Origin of the sequence: Deinococcus sp. QL22, assembly GCF_023370075.1 — a bacterium.
GTDB lineage: Bacteria > Deinococcota > Deinococci > Deinococcales > Deinococcaceae > Deinococcus.
Genome location: NZ_CP097149.1, coordinates 1293752 through 1313328 on the forward strand (window position 1 = coordinate 1293752; position 19577 = coordinate 1313328).

At 62.0% G+C, this 19577-nt stretch carries 18 protein-coding genes; 9 read left to right on the top strand and 9 right to left on the bottom strand.

Annotated features, from left to right (window positions below; genetic code table 11):
- Window positions 1–27: 27 nt before the first annotated feature.
- The 6 genes from M1R55_RS06315 to M1R55_RS06340 form a co-directional block, all read right to left on the bottom strand.
- Window positions 28–618 carry an MOSC domain-containing protein gene (locus M1R55_RS06315; protein ID WP_371827182.1) on the bottom strand — a complete coding sequence of 197 codons (591 nt, stop codon included), beginning with the start codon at window positions 616–618 and terminating at the stop codon, window positions 28–30.
- A 208-nt stretch (window positions 619–826) separates the two neighbouring features.
- Entirely contained in the window at window positions 827–2302 is a 1476-nt protein-coding gene (locus M1R55_RS06320; RefSeq protein ID WP_249393840.1) for a UDP-N-acetylmuramoyl-L-alanyl-D-glutamate--2,6-diaminopimelate ligase, read from the bottom strand.
- 374 nt (window positions 2303–2676) lie between these two features.
- Entirely contained in the window at window positions 2677–3300 is a 624-nt protein-coding gene (locus M1R55_RS06325; protein WP_249393841.1) for a deoxynucleoside kinase, read from the bottom strand.
- Window positions 3301–3404: 104 nt separating this feature from the next.
- Window positions 3405–4016 carry a deoxynucleoside kinase gene (locus M1R55_RS06330; protein WP_249393842.1) on the bottom strand — a complete coding sequence of 204 codons (612 nt, stop codon included), beginning with the start codon at window positions 4014–4016 and terminating at the stop codon, window positions 3405–3407.
- Window positions 4017–4101: 85 nt separating this feature from the next.
- Complete coding sequence (locus M1R55_RS06335; protein WP_249393843.1) at window positions 4102–5301, bottom strand: S1C family serine protease; 1200 nt, start codon at window positions 5299–5301, stop codon at window positions 4102–4104.
- The gene (locus M1R55_RS06340; RefSeq protein ID WP_371827164.1) at window positions 5298–5597 is read right to left on the bottom strand and encodes an FmdB family transcriptional regulator; all 300 of its coding nucleotides are present in this window, start codon (window positions 5595–5597) and stop codon (window positions 5298–5300) included. Before M1R55_RS06340 ends, M1R55_RS06335 begins: the two co-directional genes overlap by 4 nt.
- Window positions 5598–6225: 628 nt before the next feature.
- Between M1R55_RS06340 and glmS the strand changes: the two genes are divergently transcribed.
- Window positions 6226–8046, top strand: coding sequence for a glutamine--fructose-6-phosphate transaminase (isomerizing) (glmS, locus tag M1R55_RS06345; RefSeq protein WP_249393844.1), 1821 nt, complete (start codon window positions 6226–6228; stop codon window positions 8044–8046).
- Between the two features lie 78 nt (window positions 8047–8124).
- On the opposite strand, the gene M1R55_RS06350 is transcribed toward glmS, so the two are convergent.
- Together M1R55_RS06350 and M1R55_RS06355 are read right to left on the bottom strand one after the other, a co-directional pair.
- Window positions 8125–8667, bottom strand: coding sequence for a GNAT family N-acetyltransferase (locus tag M1R55_RS06350; RefSeq protein ID WP_249393845.1), 543 nt, complete (start codon window positions 8665–8667; stop codon window positions 8125–8127).
- Between the two features lie 3 nt (window positions 8668–8670).
- A complete protein-coding gene (locus M1R55_RS06355) occupies window positions 8671–9366 on the bottom strand; it encodes a Crp/Fnr family transcriptional regulator (RefSeq protein WP_249393846.1) in 696 nt (231 codons plus the stop codon).
- Between the two features lie 312 nt (window positions 9367–9678).
- Between M1R55_RS06355 and M1R55_RS06360 the strand changes: the two genes are divergently transcribed.
- From M1R55_RS06360 to M1R55_RS06375, 4 genes are all read left to right on the top strand, one after another.
- Window positions 9679–11514, top strand: coding sequence for an acyl-CoA dehydrogenase C-terminal domain-containing protein (locus tag M1R55_RS06360; protein WP_249393847.1), 1836 nt, complete (start codon window positions 9679–9681; stop codon window positions 11512–11514).
- A gap of 277 nt (window positions 11515–11791) precedes the next feature.
- Window positions 11792–12550, top strand: coding sequence for a hypothetical protein (locus M1R55_RS06365; protein WP_249393848.1), 759 nt, complete (start codon window positions 11792–11794; stop codon window positions 12548–12550).
- The gene (locus M1R55_RS06370; protein WP_249393849.1) at window positions 12547–12741 is read left to right on the top strand and encodes a hypothetical protein; all 195 of its coding nucleotides are present in this window, start codon (window positions 12547–12549) and stop codon (window positions 12739–12741) included. The genes M1R55_RS06365 and M1R55_RS06370 overlap by 4 nt, the downstream gene beginning before the upstream one ends.
- 28 nt (window positions 12742–12769) lie before the next feature.
- Entirely contained in the window at window positions 12770–13651 is an 882-nt protein-coding gene (locus M1R55_RS06375; RefSeq protein ID WP_249393850.1) for a TAXI family TRAP transporter solute-binding subunit, read from the top strand.
- Between the two features lie 23 nt (window positions 13652–13674).
- Here the strand turns inward: M1R55_RS06375 and M1R55_RS06380 are convergent, their stop codons facing one another.
- Window positions 13675–14394, bottom strand: coding sequence for a winged helix-turn-helix domain-containing protein (locus M1R55_RS06380; protein WP_249393851.1), 720 nt, complete (start codon window positions 14392–14394; stop codon window positions 13675–13677).
- A 118-nt stretch (window positions 14395–14512) separates the two neighbouring features.
- Here M1R55_RS06380 and M1R55_RS06385 point away from each other — a divergent pair, with 118 nt between their 5' ends.
- From M1R55_RS06385 to M1R55_RS06400, 4 genes are all read left to right on the top strand, one after another.
- Entirely contained in the window at window positions 14513–15409 is an 897-nt protein-coding gene (locus M1R55_RS06385; RefSeq protein ID WP_249393852.1) for a peptidoglycan-binding domain-containing protein, read from the top strand.
- A 43-nt stretch (window positions 15410–15452) separates the two neighbouring features.
- Window positions 15453–16355, top strand: coding sequence for a pyridoxal kinase (gene pdxY, locus M1R55_RS06390; protein ID WP_249393853.1), 903 nt, complete (start codon window positions 15453–15455; stop codon window positions 16353–16355).
- An 89-nt stretch (window positions 16356–16444) separates the two neighbouring features.
- A complete protein-coding gene (gene tkt, locus M1R55_RS06395; protein WP_371827165.1) occupies window positions 16445–18460 on the top strand; it encodes a transketolase in 2016 nt (671 codons plus the stop codon).
- A gap of 146 nt (window positions 18461–18606) precedes the next feature.
- A complete protein-coding gene (locus M1R55_RS06400) occupies window positions 18607–19506 on the top strand; it encodes an SDR family oxidoreductase (RefSeq protein ID WP_249393854.1) in 900 nt (299 codons plus the stop codon).
- Window positions 19507–19577 lie beyond the last annotated feature (71 nt).

A 19577-nucleotide genomic window follows, 5' to 3' on the forward strand; every position in this document is an offset into this window, starting at 1 on the left:
CATACGGCGTCGGCTGCCGCCAGAGGGTCAATCGGGCAACACGGTCAGTACGTCGCCTACCCGGATCAGACCGCCCCGCACCACCCGCGCCGTGATGCCGCCGTGCCCGCGCACCGCGTTGTAGCCGCCCGGCCCAAAGGTTTCTTCCATGCGTGAGCAGGGGTGGCATTCGCCGGTGCCTTCCAAAATCATTTCCCCAAGCTGAAAGCGGGCGTCCTTGAGGGCCAGCACCGAGATGCCACGGACGACGATATTGCGCCGCATCTCTTCGGGCGTCACGGATTCCACACCCGCCAGAGCCGCAATAACGGGCAGATGCTCGGCCTGAATAAGCGTGATATGGCGCTTGCCGGGGCCGCTCCAACCAGTCTGGGGCCAGCCAGCTTGAGCAGCGATTGGAGGGTGCGGCGGTACTTCCTCCTCAGCTTCAAATGGAATGGCCTCGCCCGAAATGGCCCGCAACCGGCCCGGCGCGGTTTTGCCATGATCGCCCAGCAAGCCCACCAACGGATGAGCTTCGGCTTCCGGCACGCTGTGAACAGGCAAGCGGCGGCCTTCCCGGAGGCCAATCCACTCCACCCGTCCGGGCCGGGGCAAACTGCGTCTGAGTTCCTGCATGGTCAACACGGGGCCTGCCTAATCAACATGGAGCCATGCTAGCGGGGTTGGGGCGGGCCAACTCCCGTCTAGCCCTGAATACTGGTGCCGGACTCCGTTCGGTCAGGTGCACAACCGAAGCCGGAAGCAGAGGGTTTGCTCCCAGAATCTGCAAGAAGTTGGATCAGCACACGTCCAGCATAGGGTTCGCCGTCAGTATTCAGAGACGCTACTCCCTGCGCCCTGCCAACGCTGCCCGCGCTACCTCTACCTCATTCCAGGCCAACGTTTCCCCGTTCCGCTCCAGTGTATCTTCGGGGCCTTTTCCGGCCAGCAGTACGGTGTCGCCGGGCCGGGCCGCATGAATCGCGTGGGCGATGGCTTCGGCGCGGTCTGGAATAGACACGAAATTGGCCTGACCGCCCTCCCGCGCTCCGCGTTCCATTTCGGCCAGAATGCCGGCCAGCGGGGTATCGCGGTGGTCTTCTTCGGTAAAGACGGCGTGGTTGGCCAAGCGCGAGGCCACCTCACCCAGCGGCGCACGTTTGCTGGGGTCGCGCAACCCGCCCGCCGACCCCAGCACCACCCACAGTTGCCCGGCAGTGGTGGCCCGCAGCATAGTCAGCACTTTTTCCAAACTGGGCGGCGTATGGGCAAAATCCACGATCACGCGGGGTGCGGTTGCAGCGCCAGCCACCAATTCCATGCGCCCCGGCACGCCCCGGAACGACGCCAGGCCCGCTACCAACTGCTCGGCAGTGGCCCCCAAGTACGCCGCCGCCGCCATACCCGCCAAAGCATTTGCCACATTGAATCGCCCGATCATGGGCAGGTGCACCGCGAACTGGCCCAGAGGCGAAATAACCTCGAAATGTAGGCCGTCTGCCGTTTCCTGCACCCCGCGTGCCTGCCAGTCGGCATGCTGGCCCTCTGCCGAATAGGTGATTTCGGCGGGAGCGATGCCGCGCAGTTGGGCCGTCCAGGGGTCGTCGGCGTTTAGGACGGCAAACGGGGCACGTTCGATCAGCTTGCGCTTGTCGGCAAAGTAATTTTCTAGAGTGCCATGAAAATCCAGATGCTCGGAGCTGAGGTGAGTCCAGACCGCCACCGCCCACGGCACGCCGCGCACCCGGTCTAGAGCGAGGGCGTGGCTGCTGGCTTCTAGAACCACTGCCGCGCCGCCCGCGTTAGCCATATCGCGCAGGGTGGCCTGCACTTGCGGCGCTTCGGGCGTGGTGAAATGGGCCGGGAAGTGGCGCAACTGGCCGTCTGGCAGTTCGTAGCCCACCGTACTCAGCAGGCCGGTGGGCAGTCCGGCGGCCCGTAACAGGTGCCGGGTCAGCCAACTGGTGGTGGTTTTACCGTCGGTTCCGGTCACGCCCACCACCTTCAGTGCCCGCCCCGGATGGCCCGCCAATGCCGCCGCTGCATCGGCCAACGCAGCCCGCGCCGAGGCCACCTGCAAATAGGGCAAGGGGGAAGAAACGCCGTCTGGCAGGCCTTCACCCAAGACTGCCACTGCCCCGCGTGCGGCCACATCGTCCAGAAAGCTGTGCCCGTCGAACCGAGCGCCGCGAATGGCGACGAACACGTTACCGGGTTGCACCCATGCGGCGTTGTGGGTAATTCCGGTCAGGTCGAGGTCGGGCCACACGCCCTCTTCGGGGACAACATCTAGGCTGTGGGCAAGGTCACGGAGAAGCATGGGCCAACGCTAGCAGTGTTGGGGGAATTTACCAATCTGGTGAATATTCGGGACAGGCATAATCTTTAACGGCGTCGTACAACAATTGGCCTGCCGAGTCTGGCGAAAATGGATTGTCCTGTTTCTTCAGATACAGGCATTCCCCCCAACGCTTTGACAGAGCGCCATGCTGCTTGCCGCCCCAGTACGGACAAAACCAAGCTTCAAGATGGCCGCATTGCCTGACGTACATGGTGTAGCAATAATTTGTCTCTGTTGGGATGGTGGGAAGGCGATCCATATCTATGCGTGCGGTCTAAATATCAAACCAGTCATACGTTGATCAATGTACATCTTGTACTTCTGAGGTTCTCTCCACCCACATCAGAACTTTTCTACCTCAACAACGGCAAACCAAATCCAAAGGCCTGCACGCGGTCACACACCCATTGAAACGCGGCGGGGTCTTGCACAAAGTCCAACTGATCGCCGGGCACGCGCACCACCGGGCAGGCGTCGAAACCTGCCACCCACCCGTCGTACAGGCGGTTTAACCCACCCAAGTACGCTTCGGGAATGGTCTGCTCGTAGCTGCGGCCCCGCTGGGCTATGCGGCTTTGCAGGGTGGTCAGGCTGGCGTCGATGTGAATCAGCAGGTCAGGCAGGCGCAGAGCAGGCAAAATCCCCTCGTACAGCCCCCGGTAGGTGGCCCAGTCACGCTCTTCCATCTGGCCCGATTCGTACAGGTTGCGGGCAAAAATGTTGGCGTCCTCGAACACGGTGCGGTCTTGAATGACGTACCGGGCCCCAGTGACCAGATTCAGGTGTTGCTCCAGGCGGCGGCTGAGGAAATACACCTGAGAATGGAAGGAATAGCGCCGCATATCGCGGTAGAAGTCTTCCAGATACGGGTTGTCGGTATACGGTTCGTACACGGGGCGCAGGCCGTAGCGCTCGGCCAGCATCCGCGTCAGGGTGCTTTTGCCGCTGCCGATGTTGCCTGAAACGGCGACGTACATCTAGCGGGCCTGCCGCTGAAAACCAGCTCGTGGAGTGTGGATCGTAGAAAGAACACGCCCCCAAGCCCACGATTCACGATCCACCAACCACATTCCTTCCCTCATCAGTCCGCCGCGCTCGCCGCTGCCAGCGCCGCCTCTATTTGCTCCACAATGGCCTGCTCGTCGGCCTCTTTGCCCACAAAGTCATAGCCGCTGGCGTCCACGGTCAGCAGCGGGTGGGGATAGGTGCGGAAGTATTCGTCGTAGCGCCCGGTCAGGTCGGCCAGATACGCGGCCTGCATATCGCGCTCGAAGGGCCGCCCACGCTGTTCTATACGCCGCAGCAGCAGGTCGGTATCGGCCCGCAGGTACACCACCAGATCGGGCGTAGGCAGGCGCGGCGACAGGTGGGAATACAGGTCTTCGTACAGGGAAAATTCGGCGTCTTTGAGATTCATGGCCGCAAAAATAAAATCTTTGGCGAACAGGTAATCGCTAACCACGTTGCCGCTCCAGAGGCCCGGCTGAGACAGGGTGCTGAGTTGCTTGAAGCGCGAAAGCAAAAAGAACACCTGCACCTGAAAGGAGTAGGCAGCGGGGTCTTCGTAAAACCGCGCCAGGAACGGATTCTCTTCTACGATTTCCAGATTCAGGTCTGCGCCGTAACGGGCAGCCAGTCGCCCCGCGAGGCTGGTTTTTCCCACCCCGATGGGGCCTTCTATGACCAAGTACATGACGGGGGAAATGATAGCGCCGCCGCGCCGGGTGGAGTGAGAGGGGGCGCGGCGGCGATGGGGGTAGAGTTTTTGCTCTGCTGGTTTACTGCAACGTGCGCCGCAGCAACGTCACCTTCACATCTACACTCTTCTTGTTGCGCCACAGCCGCAACGTCACCGTCTGGCCGGGCCGTTTGGCCGCCACGATACGGATCACATCGAACGAGTTTTGCACCCGTTGGCCGTCCACCGCCACGATGATGTCTCCGAGGGGAGCCAAGAACTGATCTTTGCTGTTGCGGAGCGAACCGCGCAGGGCGGCCCGTGCGGCGGCGCTTCCAGCGGGCACTTCGTCCACCAGTGCGCCTTCGCTGCTGTTCAGGCCCGCCAGACTGCGGAGGGCCGGGTCAAGCGTGTCCAGGTCTACCAGCGTGACACCCAGAGTGCCGCGCTGAGGGACGCCAATTTTCTCCAGATCATCCAAACTTTGTTTGACCAGATCGCCGGGAATGGCGATGCCGATGGTGCCGGGAATCAGACCGCTGGGGGCAGCGTTCAGGTCGGCCACACCCACCACCGCGCCGCGAGAATCCAGGATTGGGCCGCCGCTATTGCCGGGCTGGATGCTGGTGGTCGTAGAAATGTACTGCCCGATTTCCGATCCCAGATTGTCGTTGCGTGGCACGTCACGGGGGCTGACCATCACGCTAAAAATGCCTGCGCCCACAAAGTTTTGGATGCGGAGCGGCGTCCCGATGCTGATCAGTTTTTGGCCGGGAATCAGGCGGGCGCTCTGGCCGAAGCTCAGGGTTTTGGGGGCCGTAACGCCGGTCACGCGCAAAATGGCAATGTCTATGCCGGGGTCTACGCCTTCAATTCTGGCGTTCACGCGCCGCCCGTTCGACAGCGTCACGCTCACCGATTCCTGATACTGAATGACGTGGTAATTGGTCACGATCAGATCTTTTTTGTAAAAGAATCCCGTGCCCACTTCTATGGGATCGTCGCCGGGCTGCAAAAATTCCTTGCGGAGCCGCGAATCCACGCGCACCACCGCCTGAATAGACTTCTGCACCACTTCGACGGTATTGATTTCATCGGACGTGACGAGGGCACGCTGGGCAGAGACGCGCCCCGTGACATACGCGCCCGCCACCGCCGCTGACAGCAGCAGGGCAACGGCCAGCATAGGCGCAAGCGGGCGCTTAGGCCGTGCTGCACTCACAGGCGTTCCAGTGCGGGAAACATCCGCCTGCACCTGAAGCTCTGCCGCGTCAGAGGGCCGGGGCGTGCCGGGGGTCATTCGCCGCCGCTCTTGCCCTTGCTGCCTCCATCGGAAGAACCGCTGCTGCTGCCGCTGGAAGAACTGCTGCTGGAGCTGGAACCCGAAGACGAGCCGCCGCCCGAATCACCGTTGGCGGCGGGGCGGGAATCGTTGACATAAAAGCCGCTGCCCTTAAAGGCGATGCTGGGCCGCGCCAGAATGCGCTTGACTGCTACGCCAGTTTCGGGGTGGGTGGTGTAGGCTTCGTCGCGCATGCTCTGGCGCAGTTCGTAGACCTCTCCGGTCAGGGTGTTTTTGTACAGGTACGTCGGCATGGGTGTCCTCTGAAATAGGGGGTGTGGTGGAGCTGAAGTATGGGTGCGGAAACGATCTGCTGACAACTGGTGCTGAACAACTGCGCCAAAAGCGCCCGTGCTGCGGACCTACCCGGCTGTGGTGCTTCCCTGAACTAGGGATTCACAGCGCCGGGCCGCCTGCCGTGCCGCCATCCTATCAGGCGGCCTCCGCACGGGCACGGCAACTTGTCCCACTCCGGCTTTAGACACGCCTTTAGACAAGGGTGAGCCAACAGGGGCAAACCAGCCTTGCTCCCCAACGAACGCCTCCAACCAACACCCCCGGTGAGTATCTTGCTCACTTTGCTCAGGCGGGGGTGATACACTGCGGGGCAGACTTATGGTGTCGGGTCTACACGAAGGAACAACAGGGCAGCGCAAGGCCCCGCCGCCGGGCAAGACTGGCAGACGGGGAAACGAGGTGAGGGTCAGCGAGCATTCTGCGGATGCCCTCAGGCGAGCATGAGCGCCTACCCGCCGTACCACTTGGTACGGGAAGGCCGGACGATAACCCCCACGGCAACGTAGGCATAAGGTCTAGCCGTCATGCAAACAAACTAAAACAGACACCCCCACCAGCTTTCTGGCCGTGTGGGACGGAGTGCTTATGTGTGGAATCGTAGGGTATATCGGCAGTCGGCAGGCGCAGGACGTTCTCATTTCGGGCCTCGCCAAGTTGGAATACCGCGGCTATGACAGCGCGGGCGTGGCTATTCGCAACGGCACGCACATTGAGGTCAAGAAGAAGGCGGGCAAACTGGCCAACCTGAGTACGCTGCTGGAAGGCAAGCCGCTGGAAGGCACGCTGGGCATCGGCCACACGCGCTGGGCCACGCACGGCCTGCCCAACGACACCAACGCGCACCCGCACGCCACCGAAGACGGGCGTATCGTGATCATTCACAACGGAATCATTGAGAATTACCTGACCCTGAAAGCGGGCCTAATGGAGCGCGGCCACAGCTTTAAGAGCGAAACCGACAGCGAAGTGCTGGCCCACCTGATCGAAGAAGCCTACTCCGGCGACCTGTACGAAGCGGTTCGGGCCGCGCTGGGACAGGTGCGCGGCGCTTACGGCATCGTGGTGACACACGTGGATCACCGCGAAATCGTGGCGGCCCGCACGGTCAGCCCGTTGGTCATGGGCGTGGGCGAGGGCGAGATGTTCCTGGCGTCCGACGTGCCCGCGCTGCTGTCCTACACGCGCAAGATGGTCTTCCTGCACGACGGCGATATGGTGGTGCTGCACGACGACGGCTTCCGCATTACCGACCTGGCCGGAAACACCGTTGTGCGCGACATCGAGCATATCGATTGGGACGCCGAAGCTGCCGAGAAGGGCGGCTACGACACGTACATGCTCAAGGAAATCTACGAGCAGCCCACTGCCCTGACCAACACCCTCATTGGCCGCCTGCACGACGAAACGGGCGAGGTGAATCTGGACATCAACCTTGATCCGGCCAGCTTCAAGCGCATCAGTATTATCGCGTGTGGTACGGCCTATTACGCCGGACTGGTGGGCGAATACCTGATCGAGCAACTGGCCCGGATTCCGGTAGAAGTGGACGTGGCGAGCGAGTACCGTTACCGCTCGCCGCTGGTCAGCGAGAACACCCTGGCGATTGTGGTATCTCAATCGGGCGAGACGATTGACACGCTGGAAGCCCTGCGCGAAGCCAAGAAGCACGGCGCGAAAACCCTCGGCGTCATCAATGCCAAGGGCAGCTCCATGACCCGTGAACTGGACGACACGCTGTACATCCATGCCGGCCCCGAAATCGGCGTGGCGAGTACCAAGGCGTACACGGCGCAGGTGTCGGCCATGCTGATGCTGGCGCTCTGGCTGGCCCGCGCCCGCAACACCCTGACCGACGAAAAAGCCAAAGAACTGCTGCATGCCGCTCGCGAACTGCCGCGTCTGGTGGAAGAAGCGTTGGCCCCGGATCGCGTCGAAGCCATCAAGAAAGTGGCCGAGAAATACGCCCACGCCCGCGATTACCTGTTCCTCGGGCGTGGCGTGAATGCCCCCACCGCCCTTGAGGGTGCGCTGAAGCTGAAGGAAATCAGCTACATCCACGCCGAAGGCTACGCAGCGGGCGAGATGAAGCACGGCCCGATTGCCCTGATCGACGAGAATCTGCCTGTGGTGGTCATCGCCACCGAGAGCTTCCTGCTGGAGAAAACCATCAGCAACTTGCAGGAAGTGCGGGCGCGGGCGGGCAAAGTCATTGCCCTGCTGAGCGACGGCGACACCGCCAATGCCGTACACGCCGACGACGTGCTGTACGTGCCCCGCGCACACGAGATGGTCAGCCCGATTGTGAACGTGATCGCGCTGCAATTGCTGAGCTACTTCACAGCAACAGCACTTGGTAAGGACGTGGATAAGCCCCGCAACCTCGCCAAGAGTGTGACGGTTGAATAAACAGATCTAAAAGCTAGACACTAAACAAAGCGGCGGAGCTATCAAGTCTCCGCCGCTTTCTATTACTTCAACTTGGAATCAACTTTTCGAAATCAAAGCGTCCAAGTCGTCCCAGACAACCTTAATTTCGCGCAACTCTCCGCCCGGAATAAGTTCTATCTTCTCCCCTGCCTCGCGTCCACCCAGATGCAGGTAGAAGGCACGGGTGGGGTTCACGTCCAGCACCCAGAGGAAGAGGGACTGAAAACCGCGTGCCTGCAATTCTTCTGCCAAAGCAGCGCTGAGGCGGCGGCCGAGGCCCAAGCCTTTGGCGTGCGGCAGGGCGTATAGGGTATGGAGTTCGGCATCGTAGCCGGGATGCTCGCGGGCCGGGCCACCGGAAACGAAGGCCACCACCTCTCCGCCAAGTTCAGCTACCAACGTGACGTGATCGGGACTGCCTACATGCCGTTCCCAAAAAGTACGGCGGCGTTCCTGTGCGGCGATATTGGTCATGCCTGCCAAAAAATCTGCGGGCATGAGTCCGGCGTAGGTGTCTTGCCAACTGCTGACGTGTACCCAAGCCGAAGCGGACGCATCGGCAGGGATTGCCCACCGGATGCGTCCGTCTTTCGTGCTCACAACTCAGTTGCTTTGTTCGAGGTACCGTTTCAGGGCTTCCATCCTGACGATGATCGGAGTTCTAGCCCGCATAATCGCGCCTTCCTGCTTGAGTTTACCGAGGCTATGGCTGACGGTTTCGCGGGTGGCCCCGACCATGCGGGCAATGTCTTCCTGGTTCAACTTGAGGGCCAGTTCCACGCCCTGTGCGTGTGGGCGACCAAATTCGCGGGCCAAGCGGTACAGCAGGCTCGCCACACGCTCAGGGGCGCTGTAGGCACTCACGGCAGCCGTCCAGCTTTGGGCTTCAAACAAGCGGGCAGCCATCAGGCGAATCAGCTTCATGGCAAGTTCGGGCTTGCTGTTCAGCAGCTTTTGCAGTTCACCGCGCGGCAGCACGATCAGGGTGGTGCGCTCTAGGGCTTCGGCCTGTGTGGGGCGGCGTTCATCGGCTTGCAACAACAATTCCCCAAAGGTGTCGTGTTGCCCAATAACGCTGAGAATGGCCTCCTTGCCGTTCGGAAACAGCTTGCTGATTTTCACGAGGCCGCTGCGAACGAAATACAGCGCGTCGGAAGGGTCGTCCATGCGGTAAATCACTTCACCCGGCTGATAAGAACGGTAGGGCGTCGTGGCAGCCACGCGCTCCAGTTCGGTCAGCTCAAGATCAGCAAACAGCTCGGTGCGCTTGAGGTGCCAAACAAGGCTTGGGTAGTTCATGATCTTTAACAACATACCCGAAATACAGACAGGGAACGCAGACAGACTAGCCGGGACAGATGGCCCCCGCCCCCGACAGATGAATTTCCGCGTGATTCGACTGTTTTTAGCCTGAAGGTAAATCTCCGCTCTAGGTTTGATGAGGGACTTGCAGCGCTGTTCCCGGCCTAGAGACACGTCGGGACACCCCCAGCCTGGTTTGTCAGCAGGGTTGAATCACATGACAACGTCGCCAAAAAGTTTTAGACTGAGTTCAATCAACAATGCCGGGTTGCGTCCCTTCGTCGGGCGAACCCCTGCGAGGAGTGTTTTATGCCTGTATACAAAGCCCCCCTGCGTGACGTGAAATTCCTGATGCACGAACTGCTAGACGCTCCGGCACAACTGGCGAAGATGCCTTTTTATGCCGAGAACGACACCGCCGACGGCGACCTGATGAACCAGGTGCTGGAGGAGGCCGCCCGCTTTGTGGAAGGCGAATTGTTGCCCCTGAACGCGGTGGGCGACCAGGAAGGTTGCGTGCGCCACGACGACGGCAGCGTGACTACCCCCACCGGATTCAAGGCCGCCTACAACAAGTACCGCGCCGCAGGCTGGACGGCGCTGGACGCCGACCCCGCATTTGGCGGTCAGGGCATGCCGCACCTGATCAGCAACGTACTGGTCGAAATGATGAACTCCACCAACGTGGCCTGGAGCATGTATCCCGGCCTGAGTCACGGCGCATATTCGGCACTGCACGCGGTAGGCAGCGAAGAACTGAAGGCCATTTATCTGCCCAAAATCGTGAGCGGCGAATGGACGGGAACCATGTGTCTGACGGAACCACACGCCGGAACCGATCTGGGGATCATTCGCACCAAGGCTACCACCAACGCCGACGGCAGTTACGCCATCAGCGGCACCAAAATCTTTATCAGCGCGGGCGAGCATGACCTGACGCCCAACATCGTGCATCTGGTGCTGGCCCGTTTGGAAGGCAGTCCGGAAGGCACCAAAGGCATTTCTCTGTTCCTGGTGCCCAAGTTCCTGGTGAACGACGACGGCAGCATCGGCGAGCGCAACGGCGTCGTGTGCGGTTCTATCGAGCACAAGATGGGCATTCACGGCAACGCCACCGCCCTGCTGAACTTTGACGGCGCGACTGGCTACCTCGTGGGCGAGATCAACAAGGGCATGAACCACATGTTCATCATGATGAACGCGGCCCGCCTGGGTACGGGGTTGCAGGGCCTCGGTATTGGCGAAACTGCCTACCAGAACGCCTTGGCCTACGCCAAAGACCGCACCCAGATGCGCCACGAACCCCGCGTGAACCCCGCCGAAAATGCCGATCCGATCATCGTGCACCCCGACGTGCGCCGCATGCTGTTGACGGGCAAGGCCTACACCGAAGCGGGCCGTGCTATGGCGATGTGGCTGGCCCTCAGCATCGACACCGAGCATCATCACCCCGACGAGGCCGCCCGCAAGGAAGCCGCCGATCTGGTGGCCCTGCTGACGCCGATTGCCAAAGCCTTCATGACCGACAACGGCTTTAATATCGCCGTGCAGAGCCAGCAGGTGTTCGGCGGTCACGGCTACATCCGTGAATGGGGTATGGAGCAGTACGTCCGTGACGCCCGAATCGGCCAGATTTACGAGGGCACCAACGGCATCCAGAGCCTTGACCTGCTGGGCCGCAAGGTGCTGATGGACGGCGGCAAGAAGCTGCAAAAGCTGGCGACCATCCTGCAAACGTTTATCGACGAAAACGAGGGCGACGACGACCTTGCCCCCATGCTCGATCCTCTGAGCAAGGCCGCCAACCAACTGGGCAGCCTAACCATGGTTGTGGGCCAGAAGGCCATGAGCGGCCCGGAAGGTGCCGACGAAGTGAACGCGGTGGCAGTGGATTACCTGCGCTTTTTCGGGCACGTGGTGTACGGCTACCTGTGGGCGCGCATGGCGAAAATTGCCCACGCCAAGATTGCCGCTGGGCAAGATCGCGACGGCTTTTACCTCGCCAAAGTGCAGACCGCCAAGTTCTACTTTGCCAAGCTGTTCCCCGAAACCAAGGCGCTGGCCGCCACCATCAAGGCCGGAAACGAAAGCCTTGCTGTGGATGACCGCATGTTCGGGCTGGAACGGGCACTGGTCGGCGCTTAAGCGTTAGCTCTTTTCTTCATGGCGCTCCTGCTGAGAGGTGGGAGCGCTTTTTTGGGTTGCTTGGGGAGAAGCGGCGAATTGGCCTAATGGTCTAAGGAAGGGCGGAAAGGCAAACGCTGGCGTTCACTTGTACCCTTGAGGAGGCGCAGGCCACCCAGCAACCGAACCCGCCCCAACACCTTAGACCTAGCTCCCCAGATCCCCGTTCACCCCTAAACTCCGGGTGTATCCCCCACTTCCCCGCAACCCCTCTCGCATTTCCGGCGTATAAGAATGTATGAGTCAGCCTGTGCGCCCAGAAAAAGTCATCGTGACCCAGAACATTGGGGCGCGTGCCCCCATTACGGCGGGGCAAATCGCGCTGTACACGGGCGGCGGCGTGTTGGCGGTGGCCGCCTTGGGGGGCGCGGCGGTAGCGGTGGCGGGCGTGGCCCTGACCACCGTGACCATCGCGGCCCTGATGGTGGCGGTACTGGCCGTGATTTTCCTGATGCCTGCACTGCTGATGGGCCTCAACGCCGCCCGGATCAAGGCCAAAGAAGGGGTCGCGCGGGCCATGCCCCTGGAAACCCTGATCTTGCAGCGCGGGCAATTTGAGAATCTGATCCTGGCAAAAGGCAGGCAACTCTCGGAAGCCAACGGGCATCTGGCCGACTTTGAGCGCCTGATCAATGCCAACCGCGCCGACATGGACGCCGCAGATGTGGCCCGCTGGGAAGGCGACCTGAGCATGAGCCGGGAAGCCTTTGGCCGCGCCCAGACACATTTGGACGACCTCCGGGCCGATTTGGTGGCCTTTGACCGTCAGATCAAGAAAGCCCGCATAGACACGCAGTTGGCGCAGGCCAAGGGCAATGTGGCCTCGGCGCTTCAGCAGGCCAACCTGAGTGCCGAAGACCAGCACGTAACCGAAAGCGCCCTGAGCGAGATTGCCCGACGCGCCGGACGCAACGCCGAACTGCTGGATCAGGCGTTGGCGAGTGGGGAACGGACTGCACGGCCCAGTGCCGACCAACACAACGGCGGTAGCGCATGAGCCGCAGCCGGGTCATAGGCGGCCTGCTCGCCCTGATTCTGCTGGCCTGCGGCGCAGTAATTTTTCTGGATCAGAACGGGGCGTTTGGAACCACGTCGCAGTCGGTCACGACCCCTTCACCCATTACGCCAGACGCACCTGCCCCCCTGCCCGACACGTCTACCTCGGACGGTTACGGCGAACTGAAATGACCTTCCCTTTGCCCCTCTTGGAGACCCCATGAAACGCACCCTATTGACCTCACTCTTGCTGACCCTGCCTGCGGCTCAGGCCGCCGCCCCGCCCACCCTGAATGTCGCTACAGGCAGTCCCACCGGAACCTACAGCGCCATGTTCAAAAACGTGGGCCTCGTGTGCACCCAGAGCGCCTATCTGCGCGAGCGCGGCACCAGCGGCAGCCTGGAAAACATAGACCTGCTGCTGAACAACGAAGTTTCCTTGGCCTTCGTGCAAAGCGATGTGCTCAAGGCCCGCCAGCAAATTGACCAAGACGCGCGTGTAGAAGGCATTCGCACCCTGCTGCCGCTGCACCGCGAGGAACTTCATCTGCTCGCCAAGCCGCCCACCTCCAGCAAGAATATTTTTGGGCGCGTGACCGTGACCGGAATCCAGACCTTTGCCGACCTGAAGGGCAAACGGGTGGGCGCGTGGGGCGGCAGTATCGTGACCGCCAAAGTGGTGAGCGCCATGACCGGGGTGCCCTACCAGATCGTGACCATGAAGGATCAGCCCAGCGCCATTGCCGCCCTGAATGCCGGACAGGTAGACGCCGTGCTGGCCGTCGTGGGGCAGCCTGCCACCTGGGTCAAGGGCCTCAGCGGGCTGAACATGGTGCCGGTGCCCAGCAACGCCAAACTGTCGGCCATCTACGCGCCTGCCAAGCTGTTTTATCCAAATCTGTCGGCCCAGAGCGTGTCTACCATTTCGGTGCAAAGCGTACTGGCGACCCGCGACTTTAAGACCGCAGACAAAAAGCAGTTGCTGCTGGACTACCAGAAATGCGCCATGAACAAGCTGGTGAACTTGCAGGAAGACGAGGGAATGCACCCCAAATGGCAGGAGGTGAATTTTAAAACTTGGCCTTGGCCGCAGTACAAGTGAGGGAACGTCTAAAGGTCTGCGGTCTAAGGTGCTGGGGCGGGATCTCTTCGAGTGGTTCTCTCTCCCACTTCCGCACCCAAAAACGAGTTCAGGCGGCGCGATAGGCCTTTCATTTCCCCGCCCGATTCACCCGGCACACCCTCGAAGGCCAACACTGCCAGCGTGCAAGGTTGGCCTTCATTGCTTATCGGTTCGGCGGCAGCATCGGCTATCAAATTGCTGAGGGCGTGGGCTAGGCGGCCATAGCGTTCAGGTGTGAGGCGCAGGGTCAGAGCGTCCAGATAGGTGGGATACGGCTCGTCGGCGGGCTTGTTCAACAGGCTGATAGGCGGCGCGGGCGTGAGGTGGTCGCCAAAGCCGAACGTGCCGTCCACATCGCCCTGCATCACACTCCATGACCGTTCGTAGGCGTGCAGGAAGGCCGCCGAGAGTTCCTGCATATCCCTGGTTCCGTTGCCCTGTGCGTCTTCGGGTGGCAGCAGGCTGGACGCGATCAGGAATTCCCGCGCCGCCAGTTGGTAGGCCACTTTGCCTGCCTGACGCTCCAGCCGAATCAATAATCCTAGTGCAGCCAGTTTGCGGGCGTGGTGGTGGGCCAGATTCGCGGCCATGCCCACCGACGCAGCAATGTCACTGGGAGAATGCGGCGCGAGAAAACGGGCCAGAAAATGATGCTGTTGCCGCAGGGCACGGGCCTGTGCTGAGTCAGTGATTCGCAGTTGCGTCTGCTGGGCGGCGGTCATGCATTTAGCGTGGCACAGCAGTTTTCAGCCCGCGCCCCCCGCCGCTGAAAGCCGCACCCGAAGCCACATCAAGACATGCTCAAGCCTTTCTGACAGCCCCATCAGACTCCCCTGACCTGTGCGTGCTACTTCTATTTTGATGAAGCGCGTTGCCCTCCCGTTTGCCCTCCTATGTGCCACTGTTGTTGGCTTACCTGCCGCCGCTGCCCCCGCCAAAGCGGATGTAGAGAAGGCGGCGGTGCGGCTGGCTGGCGTGCTGGACGGCGTATTGAGGAATTGCCCCACCAGTTTCGCCAAAATCGGTACCAACCTGAAAGCCTGCGTGGGCACAGGCGGCAGCGTGGAAAGCGTGCGGATGAAACTGGTGGCCGAGCTGGAGGCCGACCTGTACGGCGTGTGGCGCAGCCGTGACGAGCAGCGCAGCGTGTTTAACTGGCTAAAAACCCCGGCGGGCTTCGTGTACGTGCGCCTGCAACCCGACCCGGATGGACGCGCCCAGACGCTGGTGTATGTGGATACGCCGCCCAACAGTGCGCCCGCGCCCGCTGCCGCACCGACCACACCCAGCGCGGTGGCCAAGCCCGCCACCCCGACCACCACCACGTCCGCCAACTCCACCCAAATCGGCGGAGTGACGCTGACCCGGCCCACGCCCGCCCCGACTCCGACTGCGCCGCCTGCTCCTGCACCAACGCCCCCGGCCCGCACGCCCGCCACCATACCGATACCCAATACGGCGTCACTGGCCCCGCTGCCCTACACACGTCTGCTGGAACTGCTGCCCAAGCGTATGAACGGCCAAGACGTACTGGCCGCTCAGAACCGCCTGATCACCCTGACCCAGCCCAGCGGCGGCGGGCGCGGCGACGGCTATTTTGGCCCGGTCACAGCTGCCACCGTGCGGGCGTTTCAGGCGGCCAACGGCCTAGGCGTCACTGGGCAAGTCGACCGCGCCACATGGGACGTGCTGTTTTCGGCAGCAGCCAAACCCTTCAAGGCCAGCGCCATTCGGTAATAGCGTTGTTCGGTAAAGCCTGTCCAGGCCGTATCCTGAGGGCATGACCGTTGCTCCAGCCTCCGCACCAGTGCCGCTCAACATTCTCAGCATCCAGTCCTGGGTCAGTTACGGACATGTAGGGAATGCCGCCGCCGTGTTTCCGCTGCAATGCCTGGGGTTCGAGGTCTGGGCGGTGAACACAGTGCAGTTTTCCAACCACACCGGCTATGGAGCGTGGACGGGCGCGGTATTCCCGCCGGAATTGGTGGCCGAGTTGCTGGACGGCATAGAGGCACGCGGCGCACTGCCGGAATGTCACGCGGTTCTCAGCGGCTACATGGGCAGTGAAGGCACGGTGGCCGCCGTTGTAGGCGCGGTGCAGCGCGTACGGGCAGCCAATCCAGCCACGCTGTACTGCTGCGACCCCGTGATGGGTGACGTGGGGCGCGGCGTGTTCGTGCGGCCCGAACTGCCGGTGCTGATCGCGGCTCAGGCCATCCCCGCCGCTGACATCGTGACGCCCAATCAGTTTGAACTGGAACTCCTGACCGGGCAAACAATACATACGCTGGAAGACGCCCTGAGTGCCGCACACGCCCTCAGGAGTCGCCTGAAGCCCGGAGGCCCCCAGATCGTGCTGGTGACCAGCCTGACCCGCAGTGACGCGCCGCAGGACACCATCGAAACCCTGGCGGTCACGGGTGAAGGAGCCTGGCTGTGCCGTACGCCCCTGCTGCCGCTCGATCCGCCTCGCAACGGCACTGGAGACGCCATTGCCGCGCTGTTTTTGGGGCAGTACATCCGTATGAGCGATGTGGCCGCAGCGCTGAGCCTGTCTATGAGCGCCCTGTACACTCTGCTGGAGCGCACCCACCAGGCTGGAACCCGCGAAATTCAGTTGGTGGCGGCCCGGAACGATTACGCTGCGCCGGGCCGGGTGTTCGGGGCAGAGCAGGTGGGCTAGAAATCCGTGGGCCGGATGTAGGCGGAAAATGAAGGGCAGCCTATTCGTGTCCGGTGTACACCATCTGCTAACAGGTTAAGATAGGCGGCATGTCCACTAGTCCAGAGCAGGCCAGCACAGAGCAGGTCATGGGTCAGACCTCCAGCGTGGCGCAACTGAGCGTAAATACCATCCGCACCCTCAGCATCGACGGTGTGCAGCAGGCCAACAGCGGCCATCCCGGTGCGCCGCTGGGAGCCGCTCCGATGGCCTATGTGGTGTGGCAGGACTTCCTGCGCCACAACCCCAAAAACCCCGAGTGGGCAGGCCGTGACCGCTTTGTGCTGTCGGCAGGCCACGCCAGCATGCTCATCTACTCGCTGCTGCACCTGACCGGCTACGACATGCCGCTAGAGGACATCAAAAACTTCCGTCAATGGGGCAGCAAGACGCCCGGCCACCCGGAGTTTTTTCATACCAAGGGGCTGGACGCCACCACCGGGCCGCTGGGTCAGGGCGCGGCGATGACGGTGGGTATGGCGATGGCCGAGGCGCACCTGGCTGCCCGCTACAACCGCCCCGAATTCCCCGTGTTCGGCAACTACATCTACTCCATCCTGGGCGACGGCGACTTGCAGGAAGGCGTGAACCACGAGTCGGCAGCGCTGGCCGGGCATCTGAAGCTGGGCCAACTGATCTGGCTGCACGACGACAATCAGGTACAACTGGACACCGCCACCGACAAGGCCGAGTCCGAAGACACCTCCGAGCGGTACCGCGCTTACGGCTGGCAAGTGCTGCGCGTGCAGGACGGCAACAATCTGGACGAGATTCGCGCCGCCATTGAGCAGGCCAAGGCCAACAAGGATCAGCCCACCCTGATTCATGTGCGTACCGTGATCGGCTTCGGCAGCCCCCGCGCAGGCACCAGCAAGGCGCATGGCGAACCCCTGGGCGCAGAAGGCGTGGCCGCCACCAAAGCCGCACTGGGTTGGGACTTCCCGCCCTTTACGGTGCCGGGCGAAGTGAAGGCCCACATGGACGCCACCGCACGCGGCGCGGAGCAGGAAGGCCAGTGGAACGAGATGATGGCGGGCTACCACGCCGCCCACCCCGAACTGGCTGCCGAACTGGACGCCATGCTGGCCCGCGAACTGCCTGCCAATCTGGCCGATGCGCTGCCCAACTATGAAGTGGGCGGCAAGGCTTCGGGCACCCGCGTCAGCAGCGGCGAAATCATCAACGCGCTAGCAAAAGTGGTGCCCGGTCTGATGGGCGGCAGCGCCGACCTGAGTGGCAGCACCAAAACCACTATTACCGACGGCGGTACGCTGGACAGCAGCAATTACGCGGGCCGCAACGTGTACTTCGGCGTGCGTGAATTCGGCATGGCTGCCGCCGCCAACGGCCTGAGCCTGTTTGGTGGCCTGCGCCCGATGGTAGGCACGTTCCTGGTGTTCGCCGATTACCTCAAGCCCGCCTTCCGCCTGTCGGCCCTGCAGATGCAGCCCGTGACCTATGTGTTGACGCACGACTCCATCGGTCTCGGCGAAGACGGACCCACGCACCAGCCCATCGAGCAACTGGCGATGCTGCGTTCGGTGCCCGGCGCACAGGTGATCCGCCCCGCCGACGCCAACGAAACTGCCGCCGCGTGGCTTATGGCGCTGGAATACGGCAAAGGCCCCACCGCCCTGATCCTGTCCCGTCAGGATTTGCCGATCTTGCCCCGCAACCATGCAGGCGTGAAAAAGGGTGCGTATGTGCTGCGTGACGCCGACAACGCACAGGTGATTCTGGTGGCCAGCGGCAGCGAAGTTGCCCTGGCACTCAGCAGTGCCGACGCATTGGCCGCCGAGGGCATCGGTGCCCGCGTGGTGTCTATGCCCTGCATGGAGGTGTTCCGCGCTCAAGACCGCAGCTACCGCGACAGCGTGCTGACCCCCGGCGTGAAGCGCGTGGCAATAGAAGCCGCCACCAAGCAGCCCTGGTACGAGTGGGTCGGCCTGGAAGGCGCGGTGATCGGCATGGACACCTTCGGTGCATCGGCCCCCGCCCCCATCCTGTTCGAGAAATTCGGCTTCAGCGTGCCCAACGTGGTAAAGACGGTCAAAGCCCTGCTCTAAGCCTCAAGCCCTTCAAAACACCCACCCCTTACTGCTCGGGGGTGGGTGTTTTCTTTGGTCAGGTCCAAGACCTTCTGAGGCTTCTGCCTGTATTTGCTACATATGCTCTAAAGGACAAAGCAGGCTGGGGCGTGTGAAATAAGCGCATGACCTCAGACCAGACAGGCCAGCCGGAAACCGCCGCCATTCAGGACATGCCCGAACAGGTGCCCGCCGAAACGCAAAGTGAGCAACCGGGCAGCGAAGCAGAAATGAGCGTGGCCCCTGTCGTGGTGCGCGACAACTACCGGGGCAGTGGCAAACTGGAAGGCAAAGTCGCCCTCATTACAGGCGGCGACAGCGGCATCGGACGGGCGGTGGCGGTACATTTTGCGCGGGAAGGCGCAGACGTGGCGCTGCTGTATCTGGACGAACACGAGGACGCCAAAGCCACCGCCGAGATGATTGAGGGCGAGGGCCGCCAATGCCTGACCATCGCGGGCGACGTGGGCGACCCCCAGATTGCCAAAGACGCCGTGCAGCAAACGGTGGACAAGTTTGGCCGCCTCGATATCGTGGTGAACAATGCCGCCGAGCAGCACCCGCAGGAGAGCCTGACCGACATCACGCCGGAGCAGTTGCAGGCCACCTTCCGCACTAACGTCTTCGGCATGTTTTACGTGACTCAGGCGGCACTGCCCCATCTGAAAGAGGGCGCGAGCATCATCAACACGACCAGCATCACAGCCTACAAGGGCAGCCCGGAACTGCTGGATTATTCCAGTACCAAGGGCGCACAGGTGGCCTTTACCCGCAGCCTCAGCCAGGCGCTGGCCGAACAGGGCATCCGCGTGAATGCGGTGGCTCCCGGCCCGATCTGGACGCCCCTGATTCCCTCTACCTTTGACGCCAAACGGGTCGGCGAACACGGCGCAGATGTACCCCTGAAACGCCCCGGCCAACCCGCCGAAGTTGCGCCCGCCTATGTGTATCTGGCGAGTGAGGATAGCAGCTACGTAACGGGCCAGGTGATGCATGTGAACGGGGGCGAAGTCGTCAACGGGTAAGGATCGGACAACAGAAGGTGGATCGTAGACCGTGGTCAAAGCTCAACCCACGGTCTACGATCCACCTTTCA

Excerpts from the sequence above, each read along its gene's own strand:
- M1R55_RS06315 (WP_371827182.1), bottom strand. The coding sequence starts at position 618 with ATGCAGGAACTCAGACGCAGTTTGCCCCGGCCCGGACGGGTGGAGTGG.
- tkt (WP_371827165.1), top strand. The coding sequence starts at position 16,445 with ATGTCCACTAGTCCAGAGCAGGCCAGCACAGAGCAGGTCATGGGTCAG.
- M1R55_RS06370 (WP_249393849.1), top strand. The coding sequence starts at position 12,547 with ATGAGCCGCAGCCGGGTCATAGGCGGCCTGCTCGCCCTGATTCTGCTG.
- M1R55_RS06325 (WP_249393841.1), bottom strand. The coding sequence starts at position 3,300 with ATGTACGTCGCCGTTTCAGGCAACATCGGCAGCGGCAAAAGCACCCTG.
- glmS (WP_249393844.1), top strand. The coding sequence starts at position 6,226 with ATGTGTGGAATCGTAGGGTATATCGGCAGTCGGCAGGCGCAGGACGTT.
- M1R55_RS06355 (WP_249393846.1), bottom strand. The coding sequence starts at position 9,366 with ATGAACTACCCAAGCCTTGTTTGGCACCTCAAGCGCACCGAGCTGTTT.
- M1R55_RS06340 (WP_371827164.1), bottom strand. The coding sequence starts at position 5,597 with ATGCCGACGTACCTGTACAAAAACACCCTGACCGGAGAGGTCTACGAA.
- M1R55_RS06360 (WP_249393847.1), top strand. The coding sequence starts at position 9,679 with ATGCCTGTATACAAAGCCCCCCTGCGTGACGTGAAATTCCTGATGCAC.
- M1R55_RS06400 (WP_249393854.1), top strand. The coding sequence starts at position 18,607 with ATGACCTCAGACCAGACAGGCCAGCCGGAAACCGCCGCCATTCAGGAC.
- M1R55_RS06335 (WP_249393843.1), bottom strand. The coding sequence starts at position 5,301 with ATGACCCCCGGCACGCCCCGGCCCTCTGACGCGGCAGAGCTTCAGGTG.
- M1R55_RS06375 (WP_249393850.1), top strand. The coding sequence starts at position 12,770 with ATGAAACGCACCCTATTGACCTCACTCTTGCTGACCCTGCCTGCGGCT.
- M1R55_RS06365 (WP_249393848.1), top strand. The coding sequence starts at position 11,792 with ATGAGTCAGCCTGTGCGCCCAGAAAAAGTCATCGTGACCCAGAACATT.
- M1R55_RS06330 (WP_249393842.1), bottom strand. The coding sequence starts at position 4,016 with ATGTACTTGGTCATAGAAGGCCCCATCGGGGTGGGAAAAACCAGCCTC.
- M1R55_RS06380 (WP_249393851.1), bottom strand. The coding sequence starts at position 14,394 with ATGACCGCCGCCCAGCAGACGCAACTGCGAATCACTGACTCAGCACAG.
- M1R55_RS06320 (WP_249393840.1), bottom strand. The coding sequence starts at position 2,302 with ATGCTTCTCCGTGACCTTGCCCACAGCCTAGATGTTGTCCCCGAAGAG.
- pdxY (WP_249393853.1), top strand. The coding sequence starts at position 15,453 with ATGACCGTTGCTCCAGCCTCCGCACCAGTGCCGCTCAACATTCTCAGC.